Origin of the sequence: Colwellia sp. MB02u-6, from assembly GCF_014077095.1 — a bacterium.
Classification (GTDB): Bacteria; Pseudomonadota; Gammaproteobacteria; order Enterobacterales; family Alteromonadaceae; genus Cognaticolwellia.
This window is the reverse complement of the sequence record NZ_JACGVG010000036.1, coordinates 172,172-197,695: the sequence shown is the minus strand read 5'-3', so window position 1 is coordinate 197,695 and position 25,524 is coordinate 172,172. Positions and strand designations below refer to the sequence as shown.

Annotated in this window: 21 protein-coding genes and 5 tRNA genes; 24 read left to right on the top strand and 2 right to left on the bottom strand. The window is 40.4% G+C overall.

Features of this window, described 5'->3' with window-relative positions; all coding sequences use genetic code 11:
* Positions 1 to 24 precede the first annotated feature (24 nt).
* Positions 25 to 840, top strand: a complete 816-nt coding sequence (locus H4J46_RS12810) for a Dam family site-specific DNA-(adenine-N6)-methyltransferase (RefSeq protein ID WP_182233853.1) — start codon at positions 25 to 27, stop codon at positions 838 to 840.
* 180 nt (positions 841 to 1,020) lie between these two features.
* Here H4J46_RS12810 and H4J46_RS12805 read toward each other — a convergent pair whose 3' ends face one another.
* Positions 1,021 to 1,212, bottom strand: coding sequence for a DUF2970 domain-containing protein (locus H4J46_RS12805; RefSeq protein ID WP_404851793.1), 192 nt, complete (start codon positions 1,210 to 1,212; stop codon positions 1,021 to 1,023).
* Positions 1,213 to 1,648: 436 nt separating this feature from the next.
* Between H4J46_RS12805 and H4J46_RS12800 the strand changes: the two genes are divergently transcribed.
* Positions 1,649 to 3,097 (top strand): hypothetical protein, encoded by a 1,449-nt coding sequence (locus tag H4J46_RS12800; RefSeq protein ID WP_182233851.1) that lies wholly within the window; start codon positions 1,649 to 1,651, stop codon positions 3,095 to 3,097.
* Between the two features lie 83 nt (positions 3,098 to 3,180).
* Here H4J46_RS12800 and argE read toward each other — a convergent pair whose 3' ends face one another.
* Positions 3,181 to 4,341 (bottom strand): acetylornithine deacetylase, encoded by a 1,161-nt coding sequence (argE, locus tag H4J46_RS12795; protein WP_182233850.1) that lies wholly within the window; start codon positions 4,339 to 4,341, stop codon positions 3,181 to 3,183.
* A 314-nt stretch (positions 4,342 to 4,655) separates the two neighbouring features.
* Between argE and argC the strand changes: the two genes are divergently transcribed.
* The 22 genes from argC (at position 4,656) to rpoB (ending at position 25,517) form a co-directional block, all read left to right on the top strand.
* Positions 4,656 to 5,693, top strand: coding sequence for an N-acetyl-gamma-glutamyl-phosphate reductase (argC, locus tag H4J46_RS12790; RefSeq protein ID WP_182233849.1), 1,038 nt, complete (start codon positions 4,656 to 4,658; stop codon positions 5,691 to 5,693).
* A complete protein-coding gene (gene argB, locus H4J46_RS12785) occupies positions 5,693 to 6,484 on the top strand; it encodes an acetylglutamate kinase (RefSeq protein ID WP_182233848.1) in 792 nt (263 codons plus the stop codon). Before argC ends, argB begins: the two co-directional genes overlap by 1 nt.
* Before the next feature lie 68 nt (positions 6,485 to 6,552).
* On the top strand, positions 6,553 to 7,467 hold the full coding sequence (locus H4J46_RS12780) for an ornithine carbamoyltransferase (protein WP_182233847.1): 915 nt from the start codon (positions 6,553 to 6,555) through the stop codon (positions 7,465 to 7,467).
* A gap of 109 nt (positions 7,468 to 7,576) precedes the next feature.
* Entirely contained in the window at positions 7,577 to 8,821 is a 1,245-nt protein-coding gene (locus H4J46_RS12775) for an argininosuccinate synthase (RefSeq protein WP_182137214.1), read from the top strand.
* An 18-nt stretch (positions 8,822 to 8,839) separates the two neighbouring features.
* On the top strand, positions 8,840 to 10,801 hold the full coding sequence (argH, locus tag H4J46_RS12770; protein ID WP_182233846.1) for an argininosuccinate lyase: 1,962 nt from the start codon (positions 8,840 to 8,842) through the stop codon (positions 10,799 to 10,801).
* A gap of 130 nt (positions 10,802 to 10,931) precedes the next feature.
* Positions 10,932 to 12,239 carry an amino-acid N-acetyltransferase gene (gene argA, locus H4J46_RS12765; RefSeq protein WP_182233845.1) on the top strand — a complete coding sequence of 436 codons (1,308 nt, stop codon included), beginning with the start codon at positions 10,932 to 10,934 and terminating at the stop codon, positions 12,237 to 12,239.
* 250 nt (positions 12,240 to 12,489) lie between these two features.
* A complete protein-coding gene (gene murB, locus H4J46_RS12760; RefSeq protein WP_182233844.1) occupies positions 12,490 to 13,524 on the top strand; it encodes a UDP-N-acetylmuramate dehydrogenase in 1,035 nt (344 codons plus the stop codon).
* Positions 13,521 to 14,495 (top strand): bifunctional biotin--[acetyl-CoA-carboxylase] ligase/biotin operon repressor BirA, encoded by a 975-nt coding sequence (birA, locus tag H4J46_RS12755; protein ID WP_182233843.1) that lies wholly within the window; start codon positions 13,521 to 13,523, stop codon positions 14,493 to 14,495. Before murB ends, birA begins: the two co-directional genes overlap by 4 nt.
* Positions 14,492 to 15,226 (top strand): type III pantothenate kinase, encoded by a 735-nt coding sequence (locus H4J46_RS12750; protein WP_182233842.1) that lies wholly within the window; start codon positions 14,492 to 14,494, stop codon positions 15,224 to 15,226. Before birA ends, H4J46_RS12750 begins: the two co-directional genes overlap by 4 nt.
* A 134-nt stretch (positions 15,227 to 15,360) precedes the next feature.
* Positions 15,361 to 15,436, top strand: a tRNA-Thr gene (locus H4J46_RS12745).
* A gap of 34 nt (positions 15,437 to 15,470) precedes the next feature.
* Positions 15,471 to 15,555, top strand: a tRNA-Tyr gene (locus H4J46_RS12740).
* A 29-nt stretch (positions 15,556 to 15,584) separates the two neighbouring features.
* A tRNA-Gly gene (locus tag H4J46_RS12735) sits at positions 15,585 to 15,659 on the top strand.
* A 16-nt stretch (positions 15,660 to 15,675) separates the two neighbouring features.
* Positions 15,676 to 15,751, top strand: a tRNA-Thr gene (locus tag H4J46_RS12730).
* Positions 15,752 to 15,828: 77 nt separating this feature from the next.
* On the top strand, positions 15,829 to 17,013 hold the full coding sequence (gene tuf, locus H4J46_RS12725; RefSeq protein ID WP_182137223.1) for an elongation factor Tu: 1,185 nt from the start codon (positions 15,829 to 15,831) through the stop codon (positions 17,011 to 17,013).
* A 380-nt stretch (positions 17,014 to 17,393) separates the two neighbouring features.
* Positions 17,394 to 17,470 (top strand) — tRNA-Trp (locus tag H4J46_RS12720).
* Between the two features lie 108 nt (positions 17,471 to 17,578).
* Positions 17,579 to 17,962: a preprotein translocase subunit SecE gene (secE, locus tag H4J46_RS12715; protein ID WP_182233841.1), complete on the top strand. Its 384-nt coding sequence runs from the start codon at positions 17,579 to 17,581 to the stop codon at positions 17,960 to 17,962.
* A gap of 9 nt (positions 17,963 to 17,971) precedes the next feature.
* On the top strand, positions 17,972 to 18,550 hold the full coding sequence (nusG, locus tag H4J46_RS12710; protein ID WP_182192308.1) for a transcription termination/antitermination protein NusG: 579 nt from the start codon (positions 17,972 to 17,974) through the stop codon (positions 18,548 to 18,550).
* Positions 18,551 to 18,893: 343 nt separating this feature from the next.
* Complete coding sequence (gene rplK / locus H4J46_RS12705; protein WP_182137225.1) at positions 18,894 to 19,322, top strand: 50S ribosomal protein L11; 429 nt, start codon at positions 18,894 to 18,896, stop codon at positions 19,320 to 19,322.
* 2 nt (positions 19,323 to 19,324) lie between these two features.
* Positions 19,325 to 20,020, top strand: coding sequence for a 50S ribosomal protein L1 (gene rplA, locus H4J46_RS12700; protein ID WP_182137226.1), 696 nt, complete (start codon positions 19,325 to 19,327; stop codon positions 20,018 to 20,020).
* 312 nt (positions 20,021 to 20,332) lie between these two features.
* Positions 20,333 to 20,827, top strand: a complete 495-nt coding sequence (rplJ, locus tag H4J46_RS12695; protein WP_182233840.1) for a 50S ribosomal protein L10 — start codon at positions 20,333 to 20,335, stop codon at positions 20,825 to 20,827.
* A gap of 100 nt (positions 20,828 to 20,927) precedes the next feature.
* On the top strand, positions 20,928 to 21,290 hold the full coding sequence (gene rplL, locus H4J46_RS12690) for a 50S ribosomal protein L7/L12 (RefSeq protein WP_146877795.1): 363 nt from the start codon (positions 20,928 to 20,930) through the stop codon (positions 21,288 to 21,290).
* Between the two features lie 198 nt (positions 21,291 to 21,488).
* Positions 21,489 to 25,517: a DNA-directed RNA polymerase subunit beta gene (rpoB, locus tag H4J46_RS12685; protein WP_182233839.1), complete on the top strand. Its 4,029-nt coding sequence runs from the start codon at positions 21,489 to 21,491 to the stop codon at positions 25,515 to 25,517.
* Positions 25,518 to 25,524 lie beyond the last annotated feature (7 nt).

Below are 25,524 nucleotides of genomic sequence, written 5' to 3'. Positions count from 1 at the left end.
TAAATTTTTGGATTTGTAGGTGCTATGAAGAAAAAACATCGAGCTTTTTTAAAATGGGCGGGTGGTAAATACGCGCTTACCGATGTCATAAATTCTATGTTACCAAAAGGAAATCGTCTGATTGAACCTTTTGTTGGCGCCGGCTCAGTGTTTCTAAATAGTGATTATGATGAATATTTACTCAATGATATTAATCAAGATCTCATCAACCTATATCGTATTGTGCAGCGAACACCTGATAAATTTATCGCCGATGCTCGTCGATTTTTTTCACCTGAAAATAATCAGGCAGAAAGTTACTATCAACTGCGAAAAGACTTTAACGCCAGCTCAGATCCTTATTTTAGATCGCTAGTGTTTCTCTACATGAATCGACATGGCTATAATGGCTTATGTCGATACAATAAATCTGGTGGTTATAATGTACCTTTTGGGCAATATAAACGCCCTTACTTTCCCGAAGCTGAGTTGCACTATTTTGCTGAAAAAGCGGCAAAAGCGGTCTTTATTTGTGACGGTTATCGACAAACCTTCGCTCATGCGAAATCAGGTGATGTTATTTATTGCGATCCTCCTTACGTGCCGTTAAGTAAAACAGCGAGCTTTACCAGTTATTCAGGCAACGGTTTTGGGCTAGATGAACAAGCTGATTTAGCCAATGCGGTAGAAGAAGTCACCAAAAATCGTAAAATATCAGTATTGATCAGTAATCACGATACTATCTGGACACGAAAAATATATCAGCATGCGAAAAAACATCACTCAATAGAAGTGTCACGAACGATTAGTCAAAAAGGTAATACACGTAATAAAGTGTTTGAGTTACTTGCGCTTTATTAAATAATGTCAACACAACTATCAATAACTTATACCATTTTGATAAAAGTGGATAACCCATAGTCAGCAAGTGATGAGATAATACCATTTTGTTGTAATATTGAATTAGCACCATTGAGTTTTGTGGGACTTATGGCGTTACTTAAGGCTTAAGTTGAATCTAATGGTGTTGTACTAAAAATATTAGCTAGGTAAAACGAAACTTACAATGGTAACTAAGGCCGCTATAAATAGCACCACAGCAATTAAACCCGCAATAATGAAATGACTAAACTTTCCCTGAGTAAAATCGCGTTCTCTATTTTTATCACTTTGCACACCAAAAAATGCTGCGCCAACACTTTTGAGGGTTTCTTTGAAGTTACTTGAGGCCATCATTAACCTTAATTGCCAATGCGGCAAATTTGTATATTAGTGTAAAGTTTAGTTAGTATGTTCTAATGCACAGTGTCGATCAAGTGCTGCTAATATAAGCGTATTTTATCAGGCTCCATCTCAGCTCGTACTTTAGTATTGACATTTTAATTAATTTGTTCAATGTTAAGCATAATTATCGATTGTTGACTAACCTGATTCAGCGATCAAGCATGGGTTGAAACAAGTCTGGGTTGAACAGTTTTATTTTTTTAGCCTGTCATTAATCGCATGCATATATTGACTATGTAGTGAGCACAATAGCGATATAACCTCAGTATAAAAGTCATAAAATATAGCTTGTTACTTATACACTTTTTTACTCTAAGCTAGCTAATTAAGCGCTAGGACTCCGGTACTATCATTTTAATGGCTACTACTTATATGAATGGAACTCATGTTGAAAAATTTCTCAGGCGATACTAAGTTTACTACTAAGGTCAAAATTTTATTAACTAAAATTTATGGCACTAGTCCTTTAAAAGATTCTGTCTTGGAAAGGGCCATAGCATTTTACGATCTAGAGTTTCTATCACAAGGCAAAATTAAGAGCCTTAACAATGAAATGGCTAAGTTATTACAAATTGATAGTGATAAGAGTAACAAGAGACTTTTAAAGCTGGAACGTGAGCACCAAGAAAGCTTAAAAGTGTTAAGCGCAGAGCGTAATGTACGTGCCCAACATTTGCAGGGTATTTGTCGAGATATCCTCGAACTTTGTGAAGGTGAAAGTTTGGCTGTAACTAAGCGAAAATCAGCAGAGCTATTAGGCACTATACAATTATTATTGCCAACCGAAGGCAGTAAAGTGGCAGTTGAAAATGAGCGTAGTAAACCTTTGTATAAAGCTGTATTGGCTTTAAGATTACTAGATCAAATTTGTTTAAAAAAACTTTCATCCAAAGACCCTTTAGCGCAAGAATTAGTGGCACTAGTAGCTTTTGATTTTAATGAGTTACTCAGTGGCAGTGCAGAGGCCTTGCGTCAATTTACAGATCTTGTGAAAATACCTGTGTTAATGGCCGCTATATTACAAGATATTGGCCATTATCATCCTAATGCACAGAAGATTATACAAGGTATTGATGGCAAGCTAGACTGTTTTCGTATCTTAGAGCTTGAAGAGCGGAAAGCCTTATTGGAGATTAATTATCGTGAAACGATAAAATATCTTCTCCATGGTATTGGTATGGTAAATTATTTAGGAGACTCTGTAGCTGAAAGAGAGGCCTTTGATAGTACACAAACTAATATCTTGCGCTTTGTTAAGCAGCTGATAATGAGTAGTTTCCAGCCGAAGTTAGGTGTGGGCAACATATTAAAAATACCCCAAATATATACCGGTATTGTCTTATCAACCAAAAACAACTACAACTACAAATTATTACCGAGAGTGTACCAAGCCTTATATAAGAACGCTGTTCGAGGTCGTTGCAGTCGCCAGGTTGTTGATGCCTTATATCAAATTACTGGTGATTTTCCACAAGGGTTTGGGGTGATTTACATCCCGAATGATGTTGACCAGGACGTGCGCTATGAATATGCGATAGTCACTCAGCTCTACCCTGAAAAATCGAATGAACCTAAATGCCGTATAGCATCAAGACAATTGACCTTCATTGGCCACGGTCATGACTTGGTAGTAAAAAAAAGCAATAATTTATACTTTGTAGAAACAGCACAAAAGTGCTCGAATATAAGCAAAGCAAGATTGGATGAAATTCTACCTTTGTTGTCATCAAACTACCTTGAACGTAAGGAACTCGATTTATTACCGCGTTGTTGGCAACCAGGAGAATACTTTTTCAACATAGGTAACCAAAAGCTCTGGAGTCGGGCCCGTTAAGCATAATAGGGTCTACATTAGTGGGTAAGCTTAATTTTATTTGGCCAACTGATTTCTTTTTGGCGTACTAAAAACATTAAAACTTAAAAACAATAATGATGAATGAGTTTAGTTAGTACTAGCTCAGTTTTTGTAATTTCACTATGGGCTAAATACTCATTAGGTTGATGTGCCTGATCAATCGAGCCGGGGCCCATAACAATAGTTTGGCAACCCAATTGTTGAATAAATGGCGCTTCTGTTGCGTAATTTACCGCACAACAACGATGACCAGAAAGTTTTTCAGCTGTAAGTACTAATTCACTTTCAGGGGTTTGCTGAAAACTCGGTGAACTAGGATCAAGCTCATCTATGCTGAGTCGGCCAGGATACTTTTCCGCAATGGGTTGTAAGGCCTTTGCTAACCAAGCCACTAGCTCTTCATCTTTCATACCGGGTAAAGAGCGCATATCAATATCAAGCTCACAATGCCCACAAATCCGATTCGCATTGTCTCCACCTCTAATAGCCCCTAAATTCATCGTAGGTGTTTGAACATCAAAAGCTTCATTTTGATAGCTTAGGCTGAGCTTTTCTCTGAGTTTGAATAATTCACTCATCACTTGATGCATTATTTCAATGGCATTAACGCCGCTTGCAGGCTTACTTGAATGTCCAGCCTGACCTTTAATGCTAATCTTATGAGACATATGGCCTTTGTGCATTACCACAGGCACTAAATTTGTTGGCTCACCTATAATGGCAACGTCAGGCTTTATTATTCCACTGTTAGCAAAAAATCGCGCGCCAGCCATAGTGGTTTCTTCGTCGGCAGTGGCTAAAACGTATAATGGCTTGTTTAATGTTTTAAGGTCAATATGTTGGCAAACTTGCAAAATAAAGGCAAAAAAACCTTTCATGTCGCAGCTACCAAGGCCAAAAAGTTTATTATCGTTATCGGTGATTTTTAACGGATCGGATAACCAGCTATTTTCATCAAAAGGTACAGTATCGCTGTGGCCTGCAAGTAATAAACCCCCTGTACCTGTGCCTAATTTAGCCAGCATATTAAACTTACCCTTAGCGTTAGGAACTGCTTGAATAGTGACAGTAAAGCCTAAGGTTTCAAACCAAGCTGACAGTAAATTTATTACCCCTTCATTACTTTGATCCCAGCTCGCCTGCGAAGAACTAATACTAGGTTGTGCTATTAATTGGCTAATGGCCTGGGTAAAGTTGGGGAGTTTTTTATTGAGCTTTTTCATGATATTTAAGCACCTAAAATTATTTGCTGGGTAATTATGCCAATTTGTTGCATAACTATTTATATGGTGGTATTTTAGCAACTTAATGTAAAGAGCCTAATTTAACCACACTATGAAAATGTTTATAATGTATTCAACTAAGCCACGGCACTAGTGTCAAATATTAATTTTGGTCAGTCTTGATTCTCTAGATAATGATATGTTTTTGGTCATAAAGCGAGAGAATAATTGCTTAAAGTTGAATAGAATTGCAAAATTTACACGTAAATAGTACCGTGAGTTTTAGTTTCTAATGGTAAAAAAATGGTAAGTAAATGAACGTCGTAGTTATTGGTGCAAGTGGATATGTAGGGGCTGAATTAATTGGCTTGTTAACACAGCATAATAAAATATCAATTCAACATTTATTGGTGTCTGAAAATGGTACCTCTAGTGGTCAAAATTTTTCACAATTACATGCTCGTTGGCAAGGTATATGTGATTTGCCGCTAGAGCCTTTTTCTCCACAATGGTTTGAGCAACATATTAGTGCTTCTAAACACAAGGTTGATGCGGTATTTTTTGCCACACCCCATGAGTTTAGTGCGCAATGGGCCCAAGCCTTTATTGATCAAGATGTTAAAGTGTTCGATTTATCGGGTGGTTTTCGTTTAAAAGACGCTAAGCAATATCCCGTGCATTATGGTTTTGAACATCAAGCGTTAAACGCACTACAACAGGCTCAATATGGTTTAGCCGAATGGCAAGCCGCCGAGATTGCTACCAGCAATTTAATTGCTGTGCCAGGGTGTTACCCAACCGCTAGTTTATTAGCGTTAAAGCCCATCACCAGCAATGATCTTCATCAAGAGAATTCATTAATTGTGGTTAATGGTATTAGTGGCGTCACGGGGGCCGGTCGCAAAGCGTCATTAGCGACCAGTTTTTGTGAAGTGAGCTTAACCCCGTACAATATTTTGCAGCACAGGCATCAGCCAGAAATTAGTCAAGAAGCTAACGTTGAGGTGATTTTTAATCCACATTTAGCCCCTTACAAACGTGGATTATTAGTGACAGTGACCTTACAGTTAAAAGCTGGGGTTACTAGTCAACAAGTTGACAGTGCCTTTACAAAAGCCTACCAAGACACGCCATTGGTGAGAATAGTAAACACCTGGCCTAAAATAGACCATGTGGCCTATAGCCCATTTGCTGATGTTCATTGGTTAGTTGATGAAGAAAAACAGGTGGTGGTGGTGAGCTGCGCTATTGACAATTTGTTAAAAGGGGCGGCGTCACAAGCCATACAATGTGCCAATATTAGCTTGGGCTTAGCGAGTGAATATAGCCTATTAACTGCAGGGAATTACTGATGAAGAAGCCTGTTGTGATCAAAATTGGCGGCGCTATTTTAGATGGTTATAATCAAGGCAATATCTCAGCCTTAGCTTCATTGTTAACTGTGATTGCCAGTTTAAAAGATCAACCTGTAGTTATTGTTCACGGTGGTGGCTGTGTGGTGGATGAAATGCTTGCTCAAGCAGGTTTTGTTACTGAAAAAAAACATGGTTTACGAGTGACACCCAAAGAGCAAATGCCGATTATTAGTGGTGCGCTAGCTGGCAATGTTAATAAAGCTATTGTGGCCAGTGCGGCGAGTTTAAAACTACCCGCTGTTGGTTTGTCACTTACCGACGGTCAGATGGTGCGGTGCCAATTAAGCCCTCTAGCATTAGGCCAAGTGGGTGTACCTAAACCTTATAGTAGCGCGTTATTAGATACGCTATTAAAAGCAAAATTTTTACCTATTGTTTCATCCATTGGTGCTTTAGAGAATGGTGAGTTAGTCAATGTTAATGCTGATGATGCCGCGGTAGTGATATGTCAGTTGCTTAATGCTGAATTATTGCTGTTGACCGATGTTAACGGTGTTAAAGGGGCAACGGGCGAGTATTTAAGTTCACTCAATGCTCAGCAAGCAGAACAACTTATTACCAGTGGCGTTATTGCCGGAGGCATGACTGCTAAAGTAAACGCAGCATTGCGAGCCGCGAATCAGTTACGACGAAGTATCGCGGTTGCTAGTTGGCAATCACCTGAGCAAATTGTCGATTTGCTCAACGGCGTCAGTATTGGCACCCGTATACAGCCTAATGGTTGTTAGTTTCATATAAGCCATTTTAATTGTCATAAGACAAGTTGTTAACCGGTTTCGCACAGGATTAAAGATTGATGAATTTACAGCACTTCTTAGCTGATGATCAGTTAAATAAAGCACAAATACTCGACTTAATTACCTTGGCACGTGATATAAAACAGCAACCTGAAAATTACTCTCAGGCCTTGGACGGTAAGTCAGTTGCCATGATTTTTGAAAAACCCTCGCTAAGAACCCATGTTAGTTTTGATATTGGCATTAATAAATTAGGGGGTCATGCCCTGTATTTAGGCCAACAAAACGGTAAATTAGGTGAACGTGAGCGAGTTAGCGACTATGCTAAGAACCTTTCTTGCTATGCCGATGCTATTGTTGCACGAGTTTTTAGCAACAACTCAATAGAGCAACTGGCCCAGCATGGCAGTGTACCTGTGATTAATGCACTGTGTGACCTGTATCATCCATGCCAAGCATTAGCTGACTTTGTTACTTTAGCAGAAAATTTTTCTGATCTGAGTAAAATCAAACTGGCTTACATTGGTGATGCAAACAATGTGTCTAATTCATTAATGCTAATGGCAGCAATCGTAGGGGTTGATTTTACGTTAGTTTGCCCAGTAGGGCATGGCCCTGATGGACAAATGTATAATAAAGCCATGAGCTTTAGTGCAGCATCAGGGACTAAATTATCTTTAACCCATGATATAGCTGAATTAGGTCAACAAGATGCTATTTACACTGACACCTGGATATCTATGGGTGATAATACCAATGTTGCTGATGTTTTAGCGACCTTTAAACCGTATCAAGTGAACCATCAAGTGATGGCAAAGGCAGGGGCAAGTATTGTTATGCATTGCCAACCCGCGCATCTTGAAGAAGAAATTACCACTGAGCTGTTTGATAGCGAAATGTCAGTGGCTTTCCAGTCGGCTGAAAATCGCATGTGGGCACAAAACGCGGTGTTAGTGACTTTATTAGCAGATTGATCTCTGTTCTACTAAGCAGATGAAGTAAATTAAATTTAAAAACATTTCAAGCTAGCCAATGACTCGTTGTTGGCTAGCTTGATGATAAAATATTATTAAGGAATAAATCATGGCTTTAGCAGCAAAAAAAGATATTAAAAAAGTAGTGTTGGCCTATTCAGGTGGTTTAGATACCTCAGCTATTATCCCGTGGTTAAAAGAGAATTATCAAGGTTGTGAAGTGGTGGCATTTTGTGCTGATGTAGGCCAGGGTGAAGAAGAGCTTGTCGGCATTAAAGAAAAGGCTATCGCATCAGGTGCTTCAGAATGCTATGTGGTTGACTTAAAAGAAGAATATGTTAAAGACTATATTTACCCCATTATTAAAACTGGTGCGGTTTATGAAGGCCAGTATTTATTAGGTACCTCAATGGCGCGTCCAGTAATCGCCAAAGCACATATTGAAATTGCCTTAAAAGTGGGTGCTGATGCGGTTTGTCATGGTTGCACGGGTAAAGGTAACGACCAAGTGCGCTTCGAAGCTTGTTTTGCTGCTTTAGCACCACAGCTAACCGTCATTGCCCCTTGGCGTGAGTGGGATATGGTTTCACGTGAAGACTTATTAGATTATTTAGCTGAGCGTAATATCCCTTGTTCGGCTTCATTAACTAAAATTTATAGTCGTGACGCTAATGCTTGGCATATATCGCATGAAGGTGGCGAGTTAGAAGACCCTTGGTGTGAGCCTTCAAAAGAAGTGTGGACCATGACAGTTGACCCTATGGACGCACCGAACGAAGCCGGCAAGGTAATGCTCAGCTTTGATAAAGGTGAGTTAGTTGCCGTCGATGGCGAGCCAATGTCGGCTTATCAGTCATTAATGTATTTAAACGAAAAAGCCGCTGCACATGGTGTTGGCCGTATCGACATTGTCGAAAACCGTTTAGTTGGTATGAAGTCTCGTGGTTGTTATGAAACACCCGGCGGTACCGTTTTAATGGCAGCTTATAAAGGGCTGGAATCATTAATACTAGACAAAGAGTCGTTAAAGTATCGTGAATCTGTTGGTCATGAGTTCTCACACGTCATTTATGACGGTCGTTGGTTTACACCACTTGCAAAAGCACAACTTGCCTCTGCCGCTTCTTTTGCTGAAAAAGTTACTGGTGATGTCGTCGTCAAGCTTTATAAAGGTATGGCACAAGTGACTCAGCGTCGTTCACCAAACAGCTTATATTCAGAAGCGTTTGCCACTTTTGGCGCTGATGATGTTTATGACCAAAAACATGCGGAAGGTTTTATTCGTTTGTTTAGCTTATCCAGTAGAATTACCGCACTTAAACAAGCAGACTCAGTAATTACTGCAAAAAAATAAAGGTAGAGGAATTTAGAAATGGCATTATGGGGTGGACGGTTTAAAGAGCAAGCCAGTGTGCAGTTTAAAAAGTTTAATGACTCTTTACCTGTTGATTATCGTTTGGCAGTGCAAGACATTGTTGGTTCTATTGCCTGGGCTGAAGCATTAACTACGGTTAATGTCTTAAGCCAAGCTGAGTTTGAAGAATTAAAAGCGGCATTATTAGCATTAAAAGCTTCAGTTGAAGAAAATCCAAAACAAATTTTAGCGTCTGACGCGGAAGATATTCACAGTTGGGTGGAAATTAACCTCATAGAAAAAACTGGTGATTTAGGCAAAAAGTTACATACGGGTCGAAGTCGAAATGACCAAGTAGCCACTGATTTAAAACTGTGGTGTAAAGAAACTGGCAATGATCTACTTTATGCCTTAGTGAATTTACAGCAGGCAGTATTAGACCTGGCTGAACGTGAGCGTAATACAGTATTGCCAGGCTACACCCATTTGCAACGCGCACAACCGATCACCTTTGGCCATTGGTGTTTGGCTTATGTTGAAATGTTTAACCGTGATATTGGTCGCCTAAAAGACGCCTTGTATCGCGCTGACACTTCACCTCTAGGCTCTGGGGCCTTAGCTGGTACCGCTTATCCGATTGATCGTGAAAAACTGGCCCATAATCTTGGCTTTCGTAGTGCCACACTGAATAGCTTAGATGCAGTTTCAGACCGTGATCATGTGATTGAATTATTATCAACCGCCAGTATTAGTATGATGCATTTATCTCGTTTTGCAGAAGACTTGGTTTTTTACAATTCAGGTGAAGCCGGCTTTGTTGAAATGAGCGATTTAGTTAGCTCAGGTTCGTCATTAATGCCACAAAAGAAAAACCCAGACGCTTGTGAATTACTGCGCGGCAAAGCTGGGCGAGTGATGGGTTCACTCACGGGTATGATGATGACCATGAAAGCTTTACCACTGGCTTACAATAAAGACATGCAAGAAGATAAAGAGGGCTTATTTGATGCGCTTGATACTTGGCAAGAATGCATGCAGATGGCCGTATTAATTGCTGAAGGTTTAACAGTCAATCGTGCGCGTACTTTAGCGGCGGCTCAGCAAGGTTATGCCAATTCAACCGAGCTTGCTGACTACCTTGTTAGCAAAGATATTCCCTTTCGAGAAGCGCATCACATTGTTGGTGAAGTTGTATTGGCCGCTATTGATGCTGGACACGCGTTAGAAGATTTTTCAATTGCACAACTGCAAAAATTTAGCGACAGGATCGAACAAGATGTCTACCAACATTTATCGATTGAATCTTGTTTAGATAAGCGCGACGCTATCGGCGGCACTTCTCGTCAGCAAGTCGACAAAGCCTTAGCAGAAGTTCAGTCAGGCAATATTTTAGCGGATAACCAAGATACCTTAAATACCCAAGTCTTAGGTGCGCCAAGTAAAACGCAAATCAACTTAACCTTAAAACAAGTAAAACAACGTTTAAATGCCCAGCGTGCAGCAGCTATGGCGGTGCGCAGAGCAAGAATGTCGGATATTGACAGTATCTCAGCCTTGGTTAATTACTGGGCCGAGCGTGGTGAAATACTGCCTCGCAGTCGCGACAATATTATTCATGCGGTACAAAATTTTGTTGTTGTTGAAGTTGACGGCGCGGTAGTCGGCTGTGCATCACTGTATATCTACCAAACAGGTCTTGCTGAGATTCGTAGCTTAGTGATTGATAAAACTGCCCAAGGTCAAGGTCAAGGGCAAGCACTGGTACAATATTTATTAGAATTTGCTCATCAAATACAACTACAAAAAATTATTGTGCTGACTTATATTCCAAGCTATTTCGAACAGTTAGGGTTTAATTTAATTGATAAACATTCTTTAGCAGACAACATCATAGAAGACAGTGAGCAAAGCCCACATAAAAACCCTGAAGATGAAGTTGCCATGGAATATATTGTTAATCGTTGTGCTGAAAAAGTTTAGCTACTTTAATGTTTATACCCGTTCTCGACTTGCACAAATTTATACCTTCAAGTTGAGCGGGTATATATAAATTATTCATAAGTTATATATACGTATTAAGATAAGTGATAGATATTAGTGATCAGATGCCATGAATAGTAATGAAGATAATGTAAAGTGGTTTAGAAATGCAGCGCCCTATATAAATGCCCACCGTGGTAAAACCTTTGTCTTGATGTTTGGTGGTGAGGCGATACAACACCCAAACTTTGCCAATATCATTCATGATATAGCTTTGTTAAGAAGTTTGGGCGTTAAGTTGGTTTTGGTGCATGGTGCGCGCGTGCAAATCGAAGAACGACTCATTGCTCGTGACCTAGTGCAACAAATTGAAGGTAATATACGTGTTACTGACGCCGAGACCTTGACAGCGGTAAAAGACGCCACCGGTTCGTTGCGTATTCATATTGAAGCCTTGTTAACCATGGGCTTAGTTAACTCACCTATGCATGGTGCGCAAATTCGGGTCAGTACCGGTAATTTTGTTATTGCTAAGCCTATTGGTGTGCGTGACGGAATTGACTTTAAGTATACTGGCTTGGTGCGTCGAATTGACGCTGAAGGTATTAATACCCAATTAAATTTTGGCTCAATAGTTTTGTTATCGCCGGTGGGTTATTCATCAACGGGTGAAGTGTTTAATTTAGCGTTAGAAGATGTGGCCTCAAAAACCGCGATAGCGTTAAAAGCTGACAAACTTATCACGTTAACTGAACAATCAGGGTTACTCGATAAGCAGGGGGCCTTAATTCGAAGTTGTGGGGTAGCGACCGTTAGTAGTTTACTTGCAGAGCAAGAAGATCATGTTCAGCAATTACTGTTACAAGCAATTATACAATGTGGCAAACAAGGGGTAGAGCGTTGTCATAGTGTCAGTTACACCAGTGATAGCGCGTTATTACAAGAGCTATTTACCCGTGACGGTGCAGGCACCTTGATTGCCAAAGACTATCAAGAGCAATTGTCAGCTGCCAGTATTGATGATGTTGGTGGCATAGTAGAATTAATCGCGCCACTAGAAGAAGAGGGTGTGCTGGTTAAACGCTCCCGCGAGTTGCTTGAAATTGAAATTGACCGCTTTACGGTGATTAAAAAGGAAGATGTTATCATCGCTTGTGCGGCTCTTTATCCTTACCCAGAAGCAAGAACAGGTGAAATAGCCTGCTTAGTTATTCACCCAGATTATCGTGGTGGCAATCGAGGTATTCGTCTTATTCAAGCACTAGAGCAGGCGGCGAAAAGACAAAACCTGGCATCAATTTTCGTACTCACTACGGTCAGCGCACACTGGTTTATTGAGCAAGGTTATAGCGAACAGGCGATTGATAAGTTACCGGAAGGTAAGCAACAGCTATATAATATTCAACGGAAATCTAAAGCCTTTACTAAAGCCATATAATACTTCAGGGGTGTTTTTATCAAGCAATAGCTGATTTAACGCGGTAAAACACCCAATTAATTACTAACACTTCGTCACCAGCACTGCAATGCCGACAACAAATTCTCAGCCGTTTATCGAGCACTTATCCCAATTTCAGTTTATAGCAACCGATTGAATAAATTAGCCCTATCAGTATAACTATGGTTAGCACTGTTTATGCGAAGGCTATTTTTGCGTACAATAAGGCAAATTTATTATAGTCACTGTTATGAAAACACGCGCTAACTTCCCTTTACAAGCATTAAATAGCTTAAATGTACCAGCCGTTACCGCTGAGATACTGTTCCCGTCTACTGTTAAAGAACTGTTTGAAATAAACACGGATAAAGCGCTCAGGTCTTATATTCTGGGAGAGGGCACAAACACCTTATTCTGCCAAGCGAAAGCACCAATCATTATCAAACCCAGCTTAATGGGCATTGATGTCACTGAACACGATGAATATTTTCAGGTAAGTGCCGCTTGTGGTGAAAATTGGCATAACTTGGTTTTGTTTTGCATTAATCGCGCTATATACGGTTTAGAAAATTTGGCCCTTATCCCCGGCAGTGTCGGTGCCGCGCCGGTACAAAATATTGGTGCTTACGGTGTTGAAGTGAGCGACTTTATTGAACGTGTTACTTGGTTTGATTTTGCTCAGAAAAAGTTGATAGATTATAGTAACGCCGCGTGTCAATTTGGCTATCGTAACAGTATTTTTAAACAGGCATTAAACGGCAAAGGTATTATTACCCAGGTGCATTTTTCATTGCCAAAAGCTTGGCAGCCAGTCGACAGTTATCAGGGCTTAAACACTATTATCGCCCCCGTGACTCCACAGGCTATTATGGCAAAAGTTATCCAGTTACGTCAGGCAAAATTACCTGAGCCTAAACGACTACCTAATGCGGGCAGCTTTTTTAAAAATCCACTGGTCAGTGAAGATTTTTTTCATGCTTTACAGCAGCAGTATCCAAAGATGCCTTATTATCGACAACAAAGTGGTGAAATAAAGTTAGCCGCAGGTTGGCTGATTGAGCAAGCAGGTCTTAAAGGTTTTCGTGATGGGGGTGTGGGTGTGCATGAAAACCAAGCTTTAGTGGTTATTAACTATGACAGTAAGCAGGGTGAGCATATTGTCGCTTTATCAGTCTATATTCAGGAAAAAATCATGGCCAAATTTAATCTTCAATTGATACCAGAAGTTAGATTTATCGGCGCTGATGGTGAGCTAAGTCATATCAATACAGGGTGCCAACAATGAAAGCAATTCGTGAGCAGTTGATTAAAAAATTGGTTAAAGGTGAGTTTTTGTCGGGGCAAGCTATAGGCGAAGAGCTCGGCGTCAGTCGCGCGGCTATTTCAAAGCATATTAGTGCATTACAAGAAATGGGCTTTGATATTTTTAGTGTCACCGGCAAAGGCTATCGATTAGCTGAACCCATTGAACTGCTCAACGAAAGTCTCATCGTTGCAAAATTGGCTGAGCAAAATACTAGTGCCAAGGTAGAAGTTCATAACTTAATCGACTCAACGAATAGTTATTTGATGCGCCGTTTGCCAAACCAAAATGTTATCGGGCAAGTGTGTATTGCTGAATATCAAAGTGCTGGTCGAGGACGAAGGGGGCGACAATGGATTTCACCTTTTGGCTCACACATTTACTTGTCAATGTATTGGTATTTAGAGCAAGGTATGTCAGCAGCCATGGGGTTAAGTGTTGTGGCGGCATTGGCGGTGAGTGATGCAATAAAAGCACTTTATCAAGTGGATGTTGAATTGAAGTGGCCAAATGATATTTATTTCAATGGCGTTAAACTTGCCGGCATTTTAATTGATCTCGAAGGTCAAGCGATGGAGCCATGTCATTGTGTTATTGGTATTGGCCTCAATATTAAAATGCCCGTCAAGAGTGCTGTATTAGTTGATCAACCATGGATTGATTTGTCGAGTGCTATAGGTGTTGATATTGATCGAAACATGTTAGCGGCCAACATCATTGCAGCCTTACATAGGCGTTTAAAAGTTCACAGCGAAACGGGCATCAATACTATGGTGACTCAGTGGCATGCACAAGATTTCTACATTAACAAACCTGTTGCTTTAATTACTGGTGAGAAAGTTACCCGAGGTATTTGTCGGGGTATTAACGGCCAAGGGGCATTGATGTTGGAGGTAAATGGCCAAGTAAGTCCGGTGTATGGTGGTGAAGTTAGTCTAAGGGCTGGGTTATGAGGCTGTTAATTGATGTTGGTAATACCCAAGTAAAATATGTTTTTCAAGCATCTGGTGTTTCTGCACCACTTTCTGACATTGTTTATCTTAACTATCACACTTTTCAAGCACAGTTATCGCAAGGTAAATTTTCACAGGTGAGCGAAGTTATTCTTGCTAACGTGCATGGTAACCTAGTGCATGATGCGATCGACAAGTGGGTAACAGACTATAATATCGCTTTTGTACAAGTACAGAGTTCAGCAAGCGCGTTTGGAATATCCTCGTCGTATCAGCAGCCAGAAAGCCTAGGCGTTGATCGTTGGCTGGCTATGATAGGGGCGAAACAGCTTTATCCACAAAAAAACTTACTTATTATCGATGCCGGCACTGCAACAACTGTTGATCTGTTAGCGGCGAATGGTCAGCATTTTGGTGGTTGGATCATGCCGGGTGTACAAACCTTATTTGATAGTTTATTAATCCGCACCACTAAAATTATCGCCACACCTAAAGTTACTGCAAGTATATCCTTTGGTCAGGACAGCTCAAATTGCTTGAACCATGGTAGTTGGGCGATGACCATAGGGGCGATTAAAGAAGCTATTATTCAAGCAAATAATTTGTTGACACTCGACAAGGTACTGATAACGGGTGGCAATGGAGAACAGATTGCAAAGCTAATGGCTGAGTACTGTCAACTTGAACCTAAGTTAGTTTTTCTTGGTTTAAGTTGTTTTCAAGCGCGCTAAGGTCAGTGTTTATAGTTGAAAATTTGTGATTGTGGGTAAAAAACCATCAAACGCATAAAAACATGCTTATTATTTGCATTTTGCTGTTGCAAGCACGAAAACATTACTCTAGAATTCGCACCACTTAATGTAGTGCCGACTTAGCTCAGTTGGTAGAGCAACTGACTTGTAATCAGTAGGTCGCCAGTTCGACTCCGGCAGTCGGCACCATTAATACATTACTTGTAATGTGATATTAAAATTTGGAGGGGTTCCCGAGTGGCCAAAGGGATCAGACTGTAAATCTGACGGCTCAGCCTTCGGTGGTTCGAATCCACCTCCCTCCACCATTTTAACAGAGATAATCTGATAGAATTTAGCGGGTGTCGTATACTGGCTATTACCTCAGCCTTCCAAGCTGATGAAGCGGGTTCGATTCCCGCCACCCGCTCCAGTCTTTATAGAGAAATGCTGATATGGCTCAGTTGGTAGAGCGCACCCTTGGTAAGGGTGAGGTCGGCAGTTCGAATCTGCCTATCAGCACCACTTCTTTAGGCCTTCTATAGATTAATCAATGTTGACTAAGAAATTAATAGATTTAATCTACCCAGAGGTACTTTAAGATGGCTAAAGCAAAATTTGAACGTTTAAAACCGCATGTTAACGTTGGTACTATCGGTCACGTCGATCACGGTAAAACAACTTTAACAGCCGCTATCTCTGCGGTATTAACTAAAGTTCACGGCGGTGAAGTTAAAGACTTCGCACAAATCGATAACGCTCCTGAAGAACGTGAACGTGGTATTACGATTAATACTTCTCACATTGAGTATGATACAGCTGCACGTCACTACGCGCACGTAGATTGTCCTGGTCACGCCGATTACATCAAAAACATGATCACTGGTGCTGCACAAATGGATGGCGCTATCTTAGTAGTTGCTGCTACAGATGGTCCTATGCCACAAACACGTGAGCACATCTTGTTATCACGTCAAGTTGGTGTACCTTTCATCATAGTATTCATGAACAAATGTGATGTTGTTGATGATGATGAATTATTAGAATTAGTAGAAATGGAAGTTCGTGAACTTCTTTCTGAATATGACTTCCCAGGTGATGATTTACCGGTAATTCAAGGTTCAGCACTTGGCGCTCTTCAAGGCGACGAGAAATGGGAAGCGAAAGTAATCGAACTTGCTGATGCATTAGATAACTACATTCCAGAGCCAGAGCGTGCAATTGATGGAGCATTCATCATGCCTATCGAAGATGTATTCTCAATCTCAGGTCGTGGTACGGTTGTAACAGGTCGTGTTGAACGCGGTATTGTTAAAATCGGCGACGCAGTTGAAGTTGTTGGTATTCGTGACACACAAACATCTACTTGTACTGGTGTTGAAATGTTCCGCAAGTTACTTGACGAAGGTCGTGCTGGCGAGAACTGTGGTGTTCTTCTTCGTGGTCTTAAGCGTGAAGACGTTGAACGTGGTCAAGTACTATGTAAGCCTGGTTCAATCTTACCTCATACTAAGTTTGAGTCAGAAGTTTATGTACTAAGCAAAGATGAAGGTGGTCGTCATACGCCATTCTTTAAAGGCTACCGTCCACAGTTTTACTTCCGTACAACGGATATTACTGGTGCAGTAGAGCTTCCTGAAGGTGTTGAAATGGTAATGCCAGGCGACAACTTGAAGTTTGTTGTAGAGCTTATCAACCCAGTTGCGATGGACGAAGGTTTACGCTTCGCTATCCGTGAAGGTGGTCGTACAGTTGGTGCTGGTGTTGTATCTAAAATTATCGCTTAATTTTAGAAGACATTAACACAATAAAAAAAGACGCTTAGGCGTCTTTTTTTTTGCAGCTGAGCTATAGTAAAGTGGAAATAGGTCAGTAGTTGCTGGTGTGGTATCGCTCTTATCTTAACGAATTATTGCTTAATTTTAGAAAACATTAACACAATAAAAAAAGACGCTTAGGCGTCTTTTTTGCACATTGTTGAGTGCCAATACTATTTATAAAAGCTAATAAGCAGGGTGAAAAAGCAAGGCTGATGCAGCATCTAGTTAAAACTCGAAAATAGTCCTTGAGTAAAATATTTTGATTAGTATAATAGCGCCTCACTTCTAGAGTCTCTCTTAATTCCCAAACAACTAAGAATCACTCGGTAAGTGTAAGTACAGATTGAAGGGGTATAGTTCCAATTGGTAGAACAGCGGTCTCCAAAACCGACGGTTGGGAGTTCGAATCTCTCTACCCCTGCCATTTTTGAGTAAAGTGCTTATTAATAAAATAATAGGGGCTTTAGATTTTAACTTCGATTGTATCGGGGTGCTTTGTCTTAGATTAGACATGTAATTACGGGTAGTAGATATGAATGCAAATACTGAAGCTGAACCAAGTGGTTCATTTGATTTTTTAAAGTGGGGCGTAATTGTTTTACTTTTAGCTGGTGCTGTTGTTGGTAATTACATTTTTGCTGAACAATCAATTCTCGTGCGCGCTATAGCGGTAGTTGCTGCTATTGTTATTGCAGGGCTTATTGCTATGCAAACAGTTAAAGGCAGTACAGCTGTAGCATTTGCTAAAGAGTCTCGTACTGAAGTACGCAAAGTGGTTTGGCCAACACGTCAAGAAGCCGTGCAAACAACGGGTATAGTATTAGTAGCAACATTAATTATGTCTTTATTGCTTTGGGGTCTAGATTCAGTTCTGTTCTGGGTAGTTGGATTAATTACTGGATTAAAAGTAGGTTAAGGTACCGTCATGACTGAAGAAATTACAATTACAGATACGCCTGAAAAAAATAACAATCCTAAATTACGTTGGTATGTAGTTCAAGCTTTCTCTGGCTATGAAGGCCGTGTGCAAAAAACATTGCTTGAGCATATTGGTATTCATGGTTTAGAAGAAAAGTTTGGCGATATACTTGTGCCAACTGAAGAAGTTATTGAGATGCGCGCCGGGCAAAAGCGTAAAAGTTCACGTAAATTTTTTCCAGGCTATGTCTTAGTTCATATGGAATTAGACGATGAATCATGGCATTTAGTTAAAAGTGTGCCGCGTGTGTTAGGTTTTATTGGTGGCACTAAAGAAAGACCAGCACCTATTTCACAAAAAGAGGCTGATCGAATTTTACAACGCCTTGAGGACACTGACAAACCTAAACCTAAAACATTGTTTGAACCAGGTGAAGTGGTACGCGTTATTGACGGTCCATTTGCTGACTTTAATGGTGTTGTTGAAGAACTTGATTACGAGAAAAATCGCATTAAAGTATCTGTGCTTATTTTTGGTCGTTCAACACCTGTTGATTTGGAATTTGGGCAAGTCGAAAAAGGCTAGCAATAAATATTCCCTAAAAAGCCAGAGTCTCACTCTGGCTTTTTTATATCCTCTGATCTATTGCTTCTCCTGCAGTCCTCTTTTTTTCTTCCTGTGAATTATTTTACTATGTTGTTACAGGGAGGAAATAATGGAAATGAATGAGTAGATCCCGCCATTCCCTTACTGATAGCGCTCCGTGGTCTTTTTTTATACAAATAAAGCATCTTGGCTTGCACTACCACCTTGTAATAATATATAATCTGCTGCCGATTTTATCTGATGAAGAAAAAATCGATTTTTTGTTAACGGGGAGCTGTTTTTAATCATCAGCGTTTGAACCCATACTAAAGGTATTAAAACCATGGCTAAAAAAGTCACAGCTTTAATTAAGCTACAAGTTGCTGCTGGTGCAGCAAATCCGTCACCGCCAGTTGGTCCTGCACTAGGTCAACACGGTGTCAACATCATGGAATTTTGTAAAGCGTTTAACGCAAAAACTGATTCTTTGGAAAAAGGCGCTCCAGTACCAGTAGTTATTACTGTTTATGCTGACCGTTCTTTTACATTTGAAACAAAAACTCCACCCGCTGCTTATTTACTTCTAAAAGCTGCTGGTGTTAAGAGTGGTTCAGGTCGTCCTAACACTGATAAAGTTGGTACTGTTACTACAGCACAACTTGAAGAAATTGTTAAGATGAAAGAAGCCGATCTTACTGCTGGTTCTTTGGAAGCTGCAGTGCGTACCATTGCGGGCTCTGCTCGTTCAATGGGTTTAGTGGTAGAGGATTAATTATGACTAAATTATCAAAACGCACTCGTCTTATCCGTGAAAAAGTAGACGTATTAAAAGAATATGACATCGCTGAAGCACTTTCTTTATTAAAAGAATTAGCTACTGCTAAATTTCGTGAAAGCGTAGATGTTGCCGTAAACCTTGGCATCGATGCTCGTAAATCAGATCAAAACGTACGTGGCGCGACTGTACTACCAAATGGTACAGGCCGTGACGTTCGTGTTGCTGTATTTACTCAAGGCGCTAACGCTGATAAAGCGAGAGAAGCCGGTGCTGACATCGTAGGTATGGAAGATTTAGCAGAGCAAGTTAAAGCCGGTGTAATGGACTTTGACGTTGTAATTGCTTCACCAGATGCTATGCGTGTTGTTGGTCAACTAGGTCAGATTTTAGGTCCACGTGGCCTGATGCCTAACCCGAAAGTTGGCACAGTTACACCTGATGTTGTTACTGCAATAAAGAACGCAAAAGCGGGTCAAGTCCGCTACCGCAATGACAAAAACGGTATCATCCATACTACCATTGGTAAGGCTGATTTCGACGATGCTAAATTGCAGGAAAACCTTGAGTCATTACTGGAAGCGCTTAAAAAAGCAAAACCAGCTAATGCTAAAGGCCAGTACATTAAGAAAATTTCTGTTTCAACTACTATGGGTGCCGGCGTTGCCGTCAACCAAGCTAGCTTGACACTATAGTTTTCAATAAAGTGTCGATAATCGATGCTTTACAGGGGTTAAATTGTAGACTATAATTTCGCCCCTTAAATTTTGGTAGGTGTTGTCTGCTTAAATTAGCGTAAATGAGCGTTGATTAACTTTAGACAACCCCGTCAAAGACCGTAGGAGCCGAGACGATTCTTCGTTGAAAGCTTAATTTTTCCTACGTAGATGGTGATTACCCAGTATTTCCTAATTCTGGTCCTCGCCGTAACGGCCTAAGCGAATCTTAGTTTGCTTAGGGATAGTAAATACCGGTTTCTTATTGCCGGTGAACCAGGAGTAAAGCCAATGGCTATCAATCTTGATAACAAAAAAGCAATAGTTGCTGAAGTTCAAGAAGCTGCTAATGGCGCTCAATCAGCTGTAATCGCGGATTCTCGCGGTGTTTCAGTTGAAGCAATAACGACTTTACGTAAAGAAGCTCGTGTAAACGGTGTATGGATGAAAGTTATCCGTAACACGTTAGCACGTCGTGCTTTACAAGGTACTGACTTTGAATGTGTTGCTGACACATTGGTTGGTCCATCGTTAATTGCATTCTCAAACGAGCATCCAGGTGCAGCAGCGCGTTTATTTACAGACTTTGCGAAGAAAAATCCATCGTTTGAATTAAAAGCCGCCGCATTTGAAGGCAATGCAGTAGACGTAAATATGTTAGCTAAGCTACCAACTTACGACGAAGCAATTGCCCGTTTAATGAGCGCAATGAAAGAAGCATCTGCAGGCAAATTGGTCCGCACGATTGCTGCAGTACGCGATCAGAAAGAACAAGAAGCTGCTTAATAATTGTTTACCTCTTAAATTTAAGAGCACAATTTGCACTTTTTGTATTTATAGTTATTTATAACAGCCAACAGGTTGTTAATTGAACAGGAAATTTAAAATGTCTATTTCTAAAGACGATATCCTAAACGCAGTTGCTGAAATGTCAGTAATGGACGTTGTTGCACTTATTGAAGCAATGGAAGAAAAATTTGGCGTATCTGCATCAGCTGCTGTTGCCGCTGCTGGACCTGCTGAAGCTGTTGAAGAACAAACTGAATTTGATGTAGTTATGACTAGCTTCGGCGAGAAGAAAGTTGCTGTAATCAAAGCAGTTCGTGGCGCTACAGGTCTTGGCTTAAAAGAAGCTAAAGACTTAGTTGAATCAGCTCCAAAAGCAATTAAAGAAGGCGTTGATAAAGCTGAAGCTGAAGCGCTTAAGAAAACTCTTGAAGAAGCAGGTGCTTCTGTTGAGATCAAATAGTCTGTTTTTAAACAGATTATTTGCCTGAAAAGGCAATGGCTGGTGATTTAAACGTCACCGGCCTTTTTGCGCTAAAGAAAGTGGTTTTTTTTTGAACCAAAATAGCGCATTATTTGATGCTCGATAAAAAAAGTATCACTGCTATATCCTGTCTTTTTTAAGACAGATTCGGCCATAACCAGCAAGCTGAGGAACCCCATGGTTTACTCTTACTCTGAAAAGAAACGTATTCGTAAGGACTTTGGTAAAAGTGTTCAAGTAATGGATTATCCATTCTTGTTATCAATCCAACTCGAATCTTTCCGTAAGTTTATTGATATTGATCCAACAGGTGAAACAGGCCTAGAGGCTGCATTTCATTCTATTTTTCCAATTAAAGCTTATTCTGGTAGCTCAGAATTACAATTTGTAAGCTATCGTTTGGGCGAGCCGTTATTTGATGTTAAAGAATGTCAAATCCGCGGTATCACCTACTCTGCGCCATTACGCGTTAAATTACGTTTAGTCGTTTATGATAAAGAAGCGGCGGCAGGCACAGTAAAAGATATCAAAGAACAAGAAGTATACATGGGTGAAATACCATTAATGACTGACAACGGTACGTTTGTCATCAATGGTACAGAGCGTGTTATTGTTTCACAATTACACCGTTCTCCAGGTGTGTTTTTCGATCACGATAAAGGAAAAACGCATTCATCAGGTAAAGTGTTATATAACGCTCGTGTTATACCTTACCGTGGTTCATGGTTAGATTTCGAATTTGATCCAAAAGATAACTTATTTGTTCGTATTGACCGTCGTCGTAAATTACCTGCGTCGATAATTTTGCGTGCTTTAGAGTACTCAACGGAAGAAATTTTAGATATCTTCTACGATACAACAGAATTTTCTATTAAAGGCGATAAGTTAGTAATGGATTTAATTCCAGAACGCTTACGTGGTGAAACGGCTACTTTCGACATAAAATTACCTAAAGGTGATATTTTAGTTGAGCAAGGCCGACGTATCACTGCTCGTCATATTAAATCTCTAGAAAAAGCTAAGCTTGAAAAATTAGAAGTACCTGCTGAATACATCGTTGGCAAAGTGCTGTCTAAAGCTTACATTGACAAATCTACGGGTGAAGTCATTGCTGAAGCGAATGCTGAAATCACGCTAGAAATGCTAGCTGAGTTAAGCCAAGCTGGCCATAAAGTACTTTCTACTTTATATATGAACGAATTTGATGTTGGTTCATATATGTCAGACACACTACGTGTCGACAATTCTACTAACCGCTTAGAAGCGTTAGTGGAAATTTATCGTATGATGCGTCCAGGCGAGCCGCCAACAAAAGACGCAGCTGATACGCTATTTAATAACCTATTTTTTGCATTAGAGCGTTATGATCTGTCAACAGTAGGTCGTATGAAGTTCAACCGTCGTGTTGGCAATGCTGATGATATTGGTACCGGTGTGCTATCTAAAGAAGATATCATTTCAGTGATGAAAACCTTAATCGGCATACGTGACGGTAAAGGTGAAGTTGATGATATTGATCACTTAGGTAACCGTCGTATTCGCTCTGTAGGTGAAATGGCAGAAAACCAATTCCGTGTTGGTTTAGTACGTGTTGAACGTGCTGTTCGTGAACGTTTAAGTCTTGGCGACTTAGATGCGATCATGCCACAAGATCTAATTAACGCTAAGCCGATTTCTGCTGCCGTTAAAGAATTTTTTGGTTCATCACAATTGTCACAATTTATGGATCAAAACAACCCGTTATCAGAAGTGACGCATAAGCGTCGTATTTCTGCTTTAGGGCCAGGTGGTTTGACACGTGAACGTGCTGGTTTTGAAGTCCGTGATGTACATCCAACTCACTACGGTCGTGTTTGTCCAATTGAAACACCGGAAGGTCCAAACATTGGTTTGATCAACTCGTTATCGTGTTATGCACGTACTAACGATTTTGGCTTCTTGGAAACACCTTACCGTAAAATTGTTGATGGTTTAATTACTGACGACATAGATTACCTTTCTGCTATTGAAGAAGGTAACTTCGTTATTGCACAAACCACTGCTGAAGTTGATGCAGAGGGTAAACTAGTTGCAGGCTTAGTGGCTTGTCGCCATAAAAACGAATTTACTTTGATGTCTGCTGAACAAGTTCAGTATATGGATGTTTCTCCACAGCAAATCGTTTCTGTTGCGGCGTCACTTATTCCATTCCTAGAGCACGATGATGCGAACAGAGCCTTGATGGGTTCGAACATGCAACGTCAAGCAGTACCGACATTAAGAGTGGATAAACCACTTGTGGGTACCGGCATGGAGAAAATTGTTGCTGTTGACTCTGGTGTAACTGTTGTTGCTAAACGTGGTGGTGTTGTTGCTTACGTTGACGCTTCACGTATTGTTGTTAAAGTTAATGAAAATGAAATGCACGCTGGTGAAGCGGGTATTGATATTTATAACCTAACTAAATACACCCGTTCAAACCAAAACACTTGTATCAACCAACGTCCAACTTGTCGTATGGCTGAGCCTGTAGTGCGTGGTGATGTGCTAGCTGATGGTCCTTCAACGGACATGGGCGAATTAGCCCTTGGTCAGAACATGCGTATCGCTTTCATGCCTTGGAACGGTTACAACTTCGAAGATTCCATGTTGTTATCTGAGCGTGTAGCTACTGAAGATCGTTTTACTACGATTCATATTCAAGAGCTAACTTGTATTGCTCGTGACACTAAGCTGGGCAGCGAAGAAATAACGGCTGATATTCCAAATGTTGGCGAGTCTGCATTATCTAAACTAGATGAAGCGGGTGTTGTTTATATTGGTGCTGAAGTTAATGGTGGCGACATCTTAGTGGGTAAAGTTACTCCTAAAGGTGAAACACAGTTAACGCCAGAAGAAAAACTATTACGTGCCATCTTTGGTGAAAAAGCAGCTGACGTTAAAGACAGCTCTTTACGTGTACCTAACTCAGTGTCTGGTACCATCATCGATGTACAAATCTTCACCCGTGACGGTGTAGATAAAGATGCTCGTGCTGTTGAAATCGAAGAAATGCAACTTAAACAAGTTAAGAAAGACTTGGGTGATGAGTTTAGTATTTTAGAAGATGGTATTTATGCACGTGCGAAAAAATTATTGCTAGGCTCAGGTTTAAATGAATCTGATCTTAACAGCATGTCTCGTGATAAGTGGTTAGTTCAAAACTTAGCTGATGAAGGTCAACAGTCAGAGCTTGAACAAATTGCTGAACAGTACGACAACATTAAAGCAGACTTTGATAAAAAGTATGAAGTTAAGCGTCGTAAAATCACTCAAGGTGCTGATTTAGCGCCAGGCGTGTTGAAAATTATTAAAGTGTATTTAGCGGTTAAGCGTCGTATCCAGCCAGGTGATAAAATGGCCGGTCGTCATGGTAACAAAGGTGTTATTTCAAACGTAGTACCTGTTGAAGACATGCCTTACGACCAATACGGTGTTCCTGTTGATGTGGTACTTAACCCATTGGGTGTTCCATCACGAATGAACATTGGTCAGATCCTAGAAACACATTTAGGTATGGCAGCACGTGGTATTGGTGAAAAAATTAACCGTATGTTGGAAGCTCAATTAGAAATTCATAAATTACGTGAATTCTTAAAAGAAGTGTACAACCTAGGTGAATCTCGCCAAGAAGTTGATATTGATTCATTTTCCGATGATGAAATTATGCGCTTAGCGGGCAACTTACGAGCAGGTCTTCCGATTGCGACACCAGTATTTGATGGTGCCAGCGAGAAAGAAATTAAAGACTTATTTAAACTTGCTGATATGCCTGAAAGTGGTCAATTTACGCTGACGGACGGCCGTACCGGTCGTAACTTTGAGCGTCCTGTGACGGTTGGTTACATGTATATGTTAAAACTAAACCATTTAGTTGATGACAAAATGCATGCGCGTTCTACGGGTTCATACTCGCTAGTAACGCAACAGCCTCTAGGTGGTAAAGCACAGTTTGGTGGTCAGCGTTTCGGTGAAATGGAAGTATGGGCACTTGAAGCATACGGTGCTGCTTACACCTTGCAAGAAATGTTAACGGTTAAATCTGATGATGTTAACGGTCGTACTAAGATGTATAAAAACTTAGTTGACGGTGATCATCGCATGGAGCCGGGTATCCCTGAATCATTCAACGTATTGTTGAAAGAAATTCGTTCGTTGGGTATCAACATCGAATTAGATCAGGACTAAGCTACCT

Excerpts from the sequence above, each read along its gene's own strand:
- argB (WP_182233848.1), top strand. The coding sequence starts at position 5,693 with ATGAAGAAGCCTGTTGTGATCAAAATTGGCGGCGCTATTTTAGATGGT.
- argE (WP_182233850.1), bottom strand. The coding sequence starts at position 4,341 with ATGAAAAAGCTCAATAAAAAACTCCCCAACTTTACCCAGGCCATTAGC.
- rpoB (WP_182233839.1), top strand. The coding sequence starts at position 21,489 with ATGGTTTACTCTTACTCTGAAAAGAAACGTATTCGTAAGGACTTTGGT.
- rplK (WP_182137225.1), top strand. The coding sequence starts at position 18,894 with ATGGCTAAAAAAGTCACAGCTTTAATTAAGCTACAAGTTGCTGCTGGT.
- H4J46_RS12780 (WP_182233847.1), top strand. The coding sequence starts at position 6,553 with ATGAATTTACAGCACTTCTTAGCTGATGATCAGTTAAATAAAGCACAA.
- H4J46_RS12775 (WP_182137214.1), top strand. The coding sequence starts at position 7,577 with ATGGCTTTAGCAGCAAAAAAAGATATTAAAAAAGTAGTGTTGGCCTAT.
- H4J46_RS12800 (WP_182233851.1), top strand. The coding sequence starts at position 1,649 with ATGTTGAAAAATTTCTCAGGCGATACTAAGTTTACTACTAAGGTCAAA.
- rplL (WP_146877795.1), top strand. The coding sequence starts at position 20,928 with ATGTCTATTTCTAAAGACGATATCCTAAACGCAGTTGCTGAAATGTCA.
- nusG (WP_182192308.1), top strand. The coding sequence starts at position 17,972 with ATGACTGAAGAAATTACAATTACAGATACGCCTGAAAAAAATAACAAT.
- H4J46_RS12810 (WP_182233853.1), top strand. The coding sequence starts at position 25 with ATGAAGAAAAAACATCGAGCTTTTTTAAAATGGGCGGGTGGTAAATAC.
- H4J46_RS12805 (WP_404851793.1), bottom strand. The coding sequence starts at position 1,212 with ATGGCCTCAAGTAACTTCAAAGAAACCCTCAAAAGTGTTGGCGCAGCA.
- rplA (WP_182137226.1), top strand. The coding sequence starts at position 19,325 with ATGACTAAATTATCAAAACGCACTCGTCTTATCCGTGAAAAAGTAGAC.
- birA (WP_182233843.1), top strand. The coding sequence starts at position 13,521 with ATGAAAGCAATTCGTGAGCAGTTGATTAAAAAATTGGTTAAAGGTGAG.
- argH (WP_182233846.1), top strand. The coding sequence starts at position 8,840 with ATGGCATTATGGGGTGGACGGTTTAAAGAGCAAGCCAGTGTGCAGTTT.
- murB (WP_182233844.1), top strand. The coding sequence starts at position 12,490 with ATGAAAACACGCGCTAACTTCCCTTTACAAGCATTAAATAGCTTAAAT.
- H4J46_RS12750 (WP_182233842.1), top strand. The coding sequence starts at position 14,492 with ATGAGGCTGTTAATTGATGTTGGTAATACCCAAGTAAAATATGTTTTT.
- argC (WP_182233849.1), top strand. The coding sequence starts at position 4,656 with ATGAACGTCGTAGTTATTGGTGCAAGTGGATATGTAGGGGCTGAATTA.
- rplJ (WP_182233840.1), top strand. The coding sequence starts at position 20,333 with ATGGCTATCAATCTTGATAACAAAAAAGCAATAGTTGCTGAAGTTCAA.
- argA (WP_182233845.1), top strand. The coding sequence starts at position 10,932 with ATGAATAGTAATGAAGATAATGTAAAGTGGTTTAGAAATGCAGCGCCC.
- tuf (WP_182137223.1), top strand. The coding sequence starts at position 15,829 with ATGGCTAAAGCAAAATTTGAACGTTTAAAACCGCATGTTAACGTTGGT.
- secE (WP_182233841.1), top strand. The coding sequence starts at position 17,579 with ATGAATGCAAATACTGAAGCTGAACCAAGTGGTTCATTTGATTTTTTA.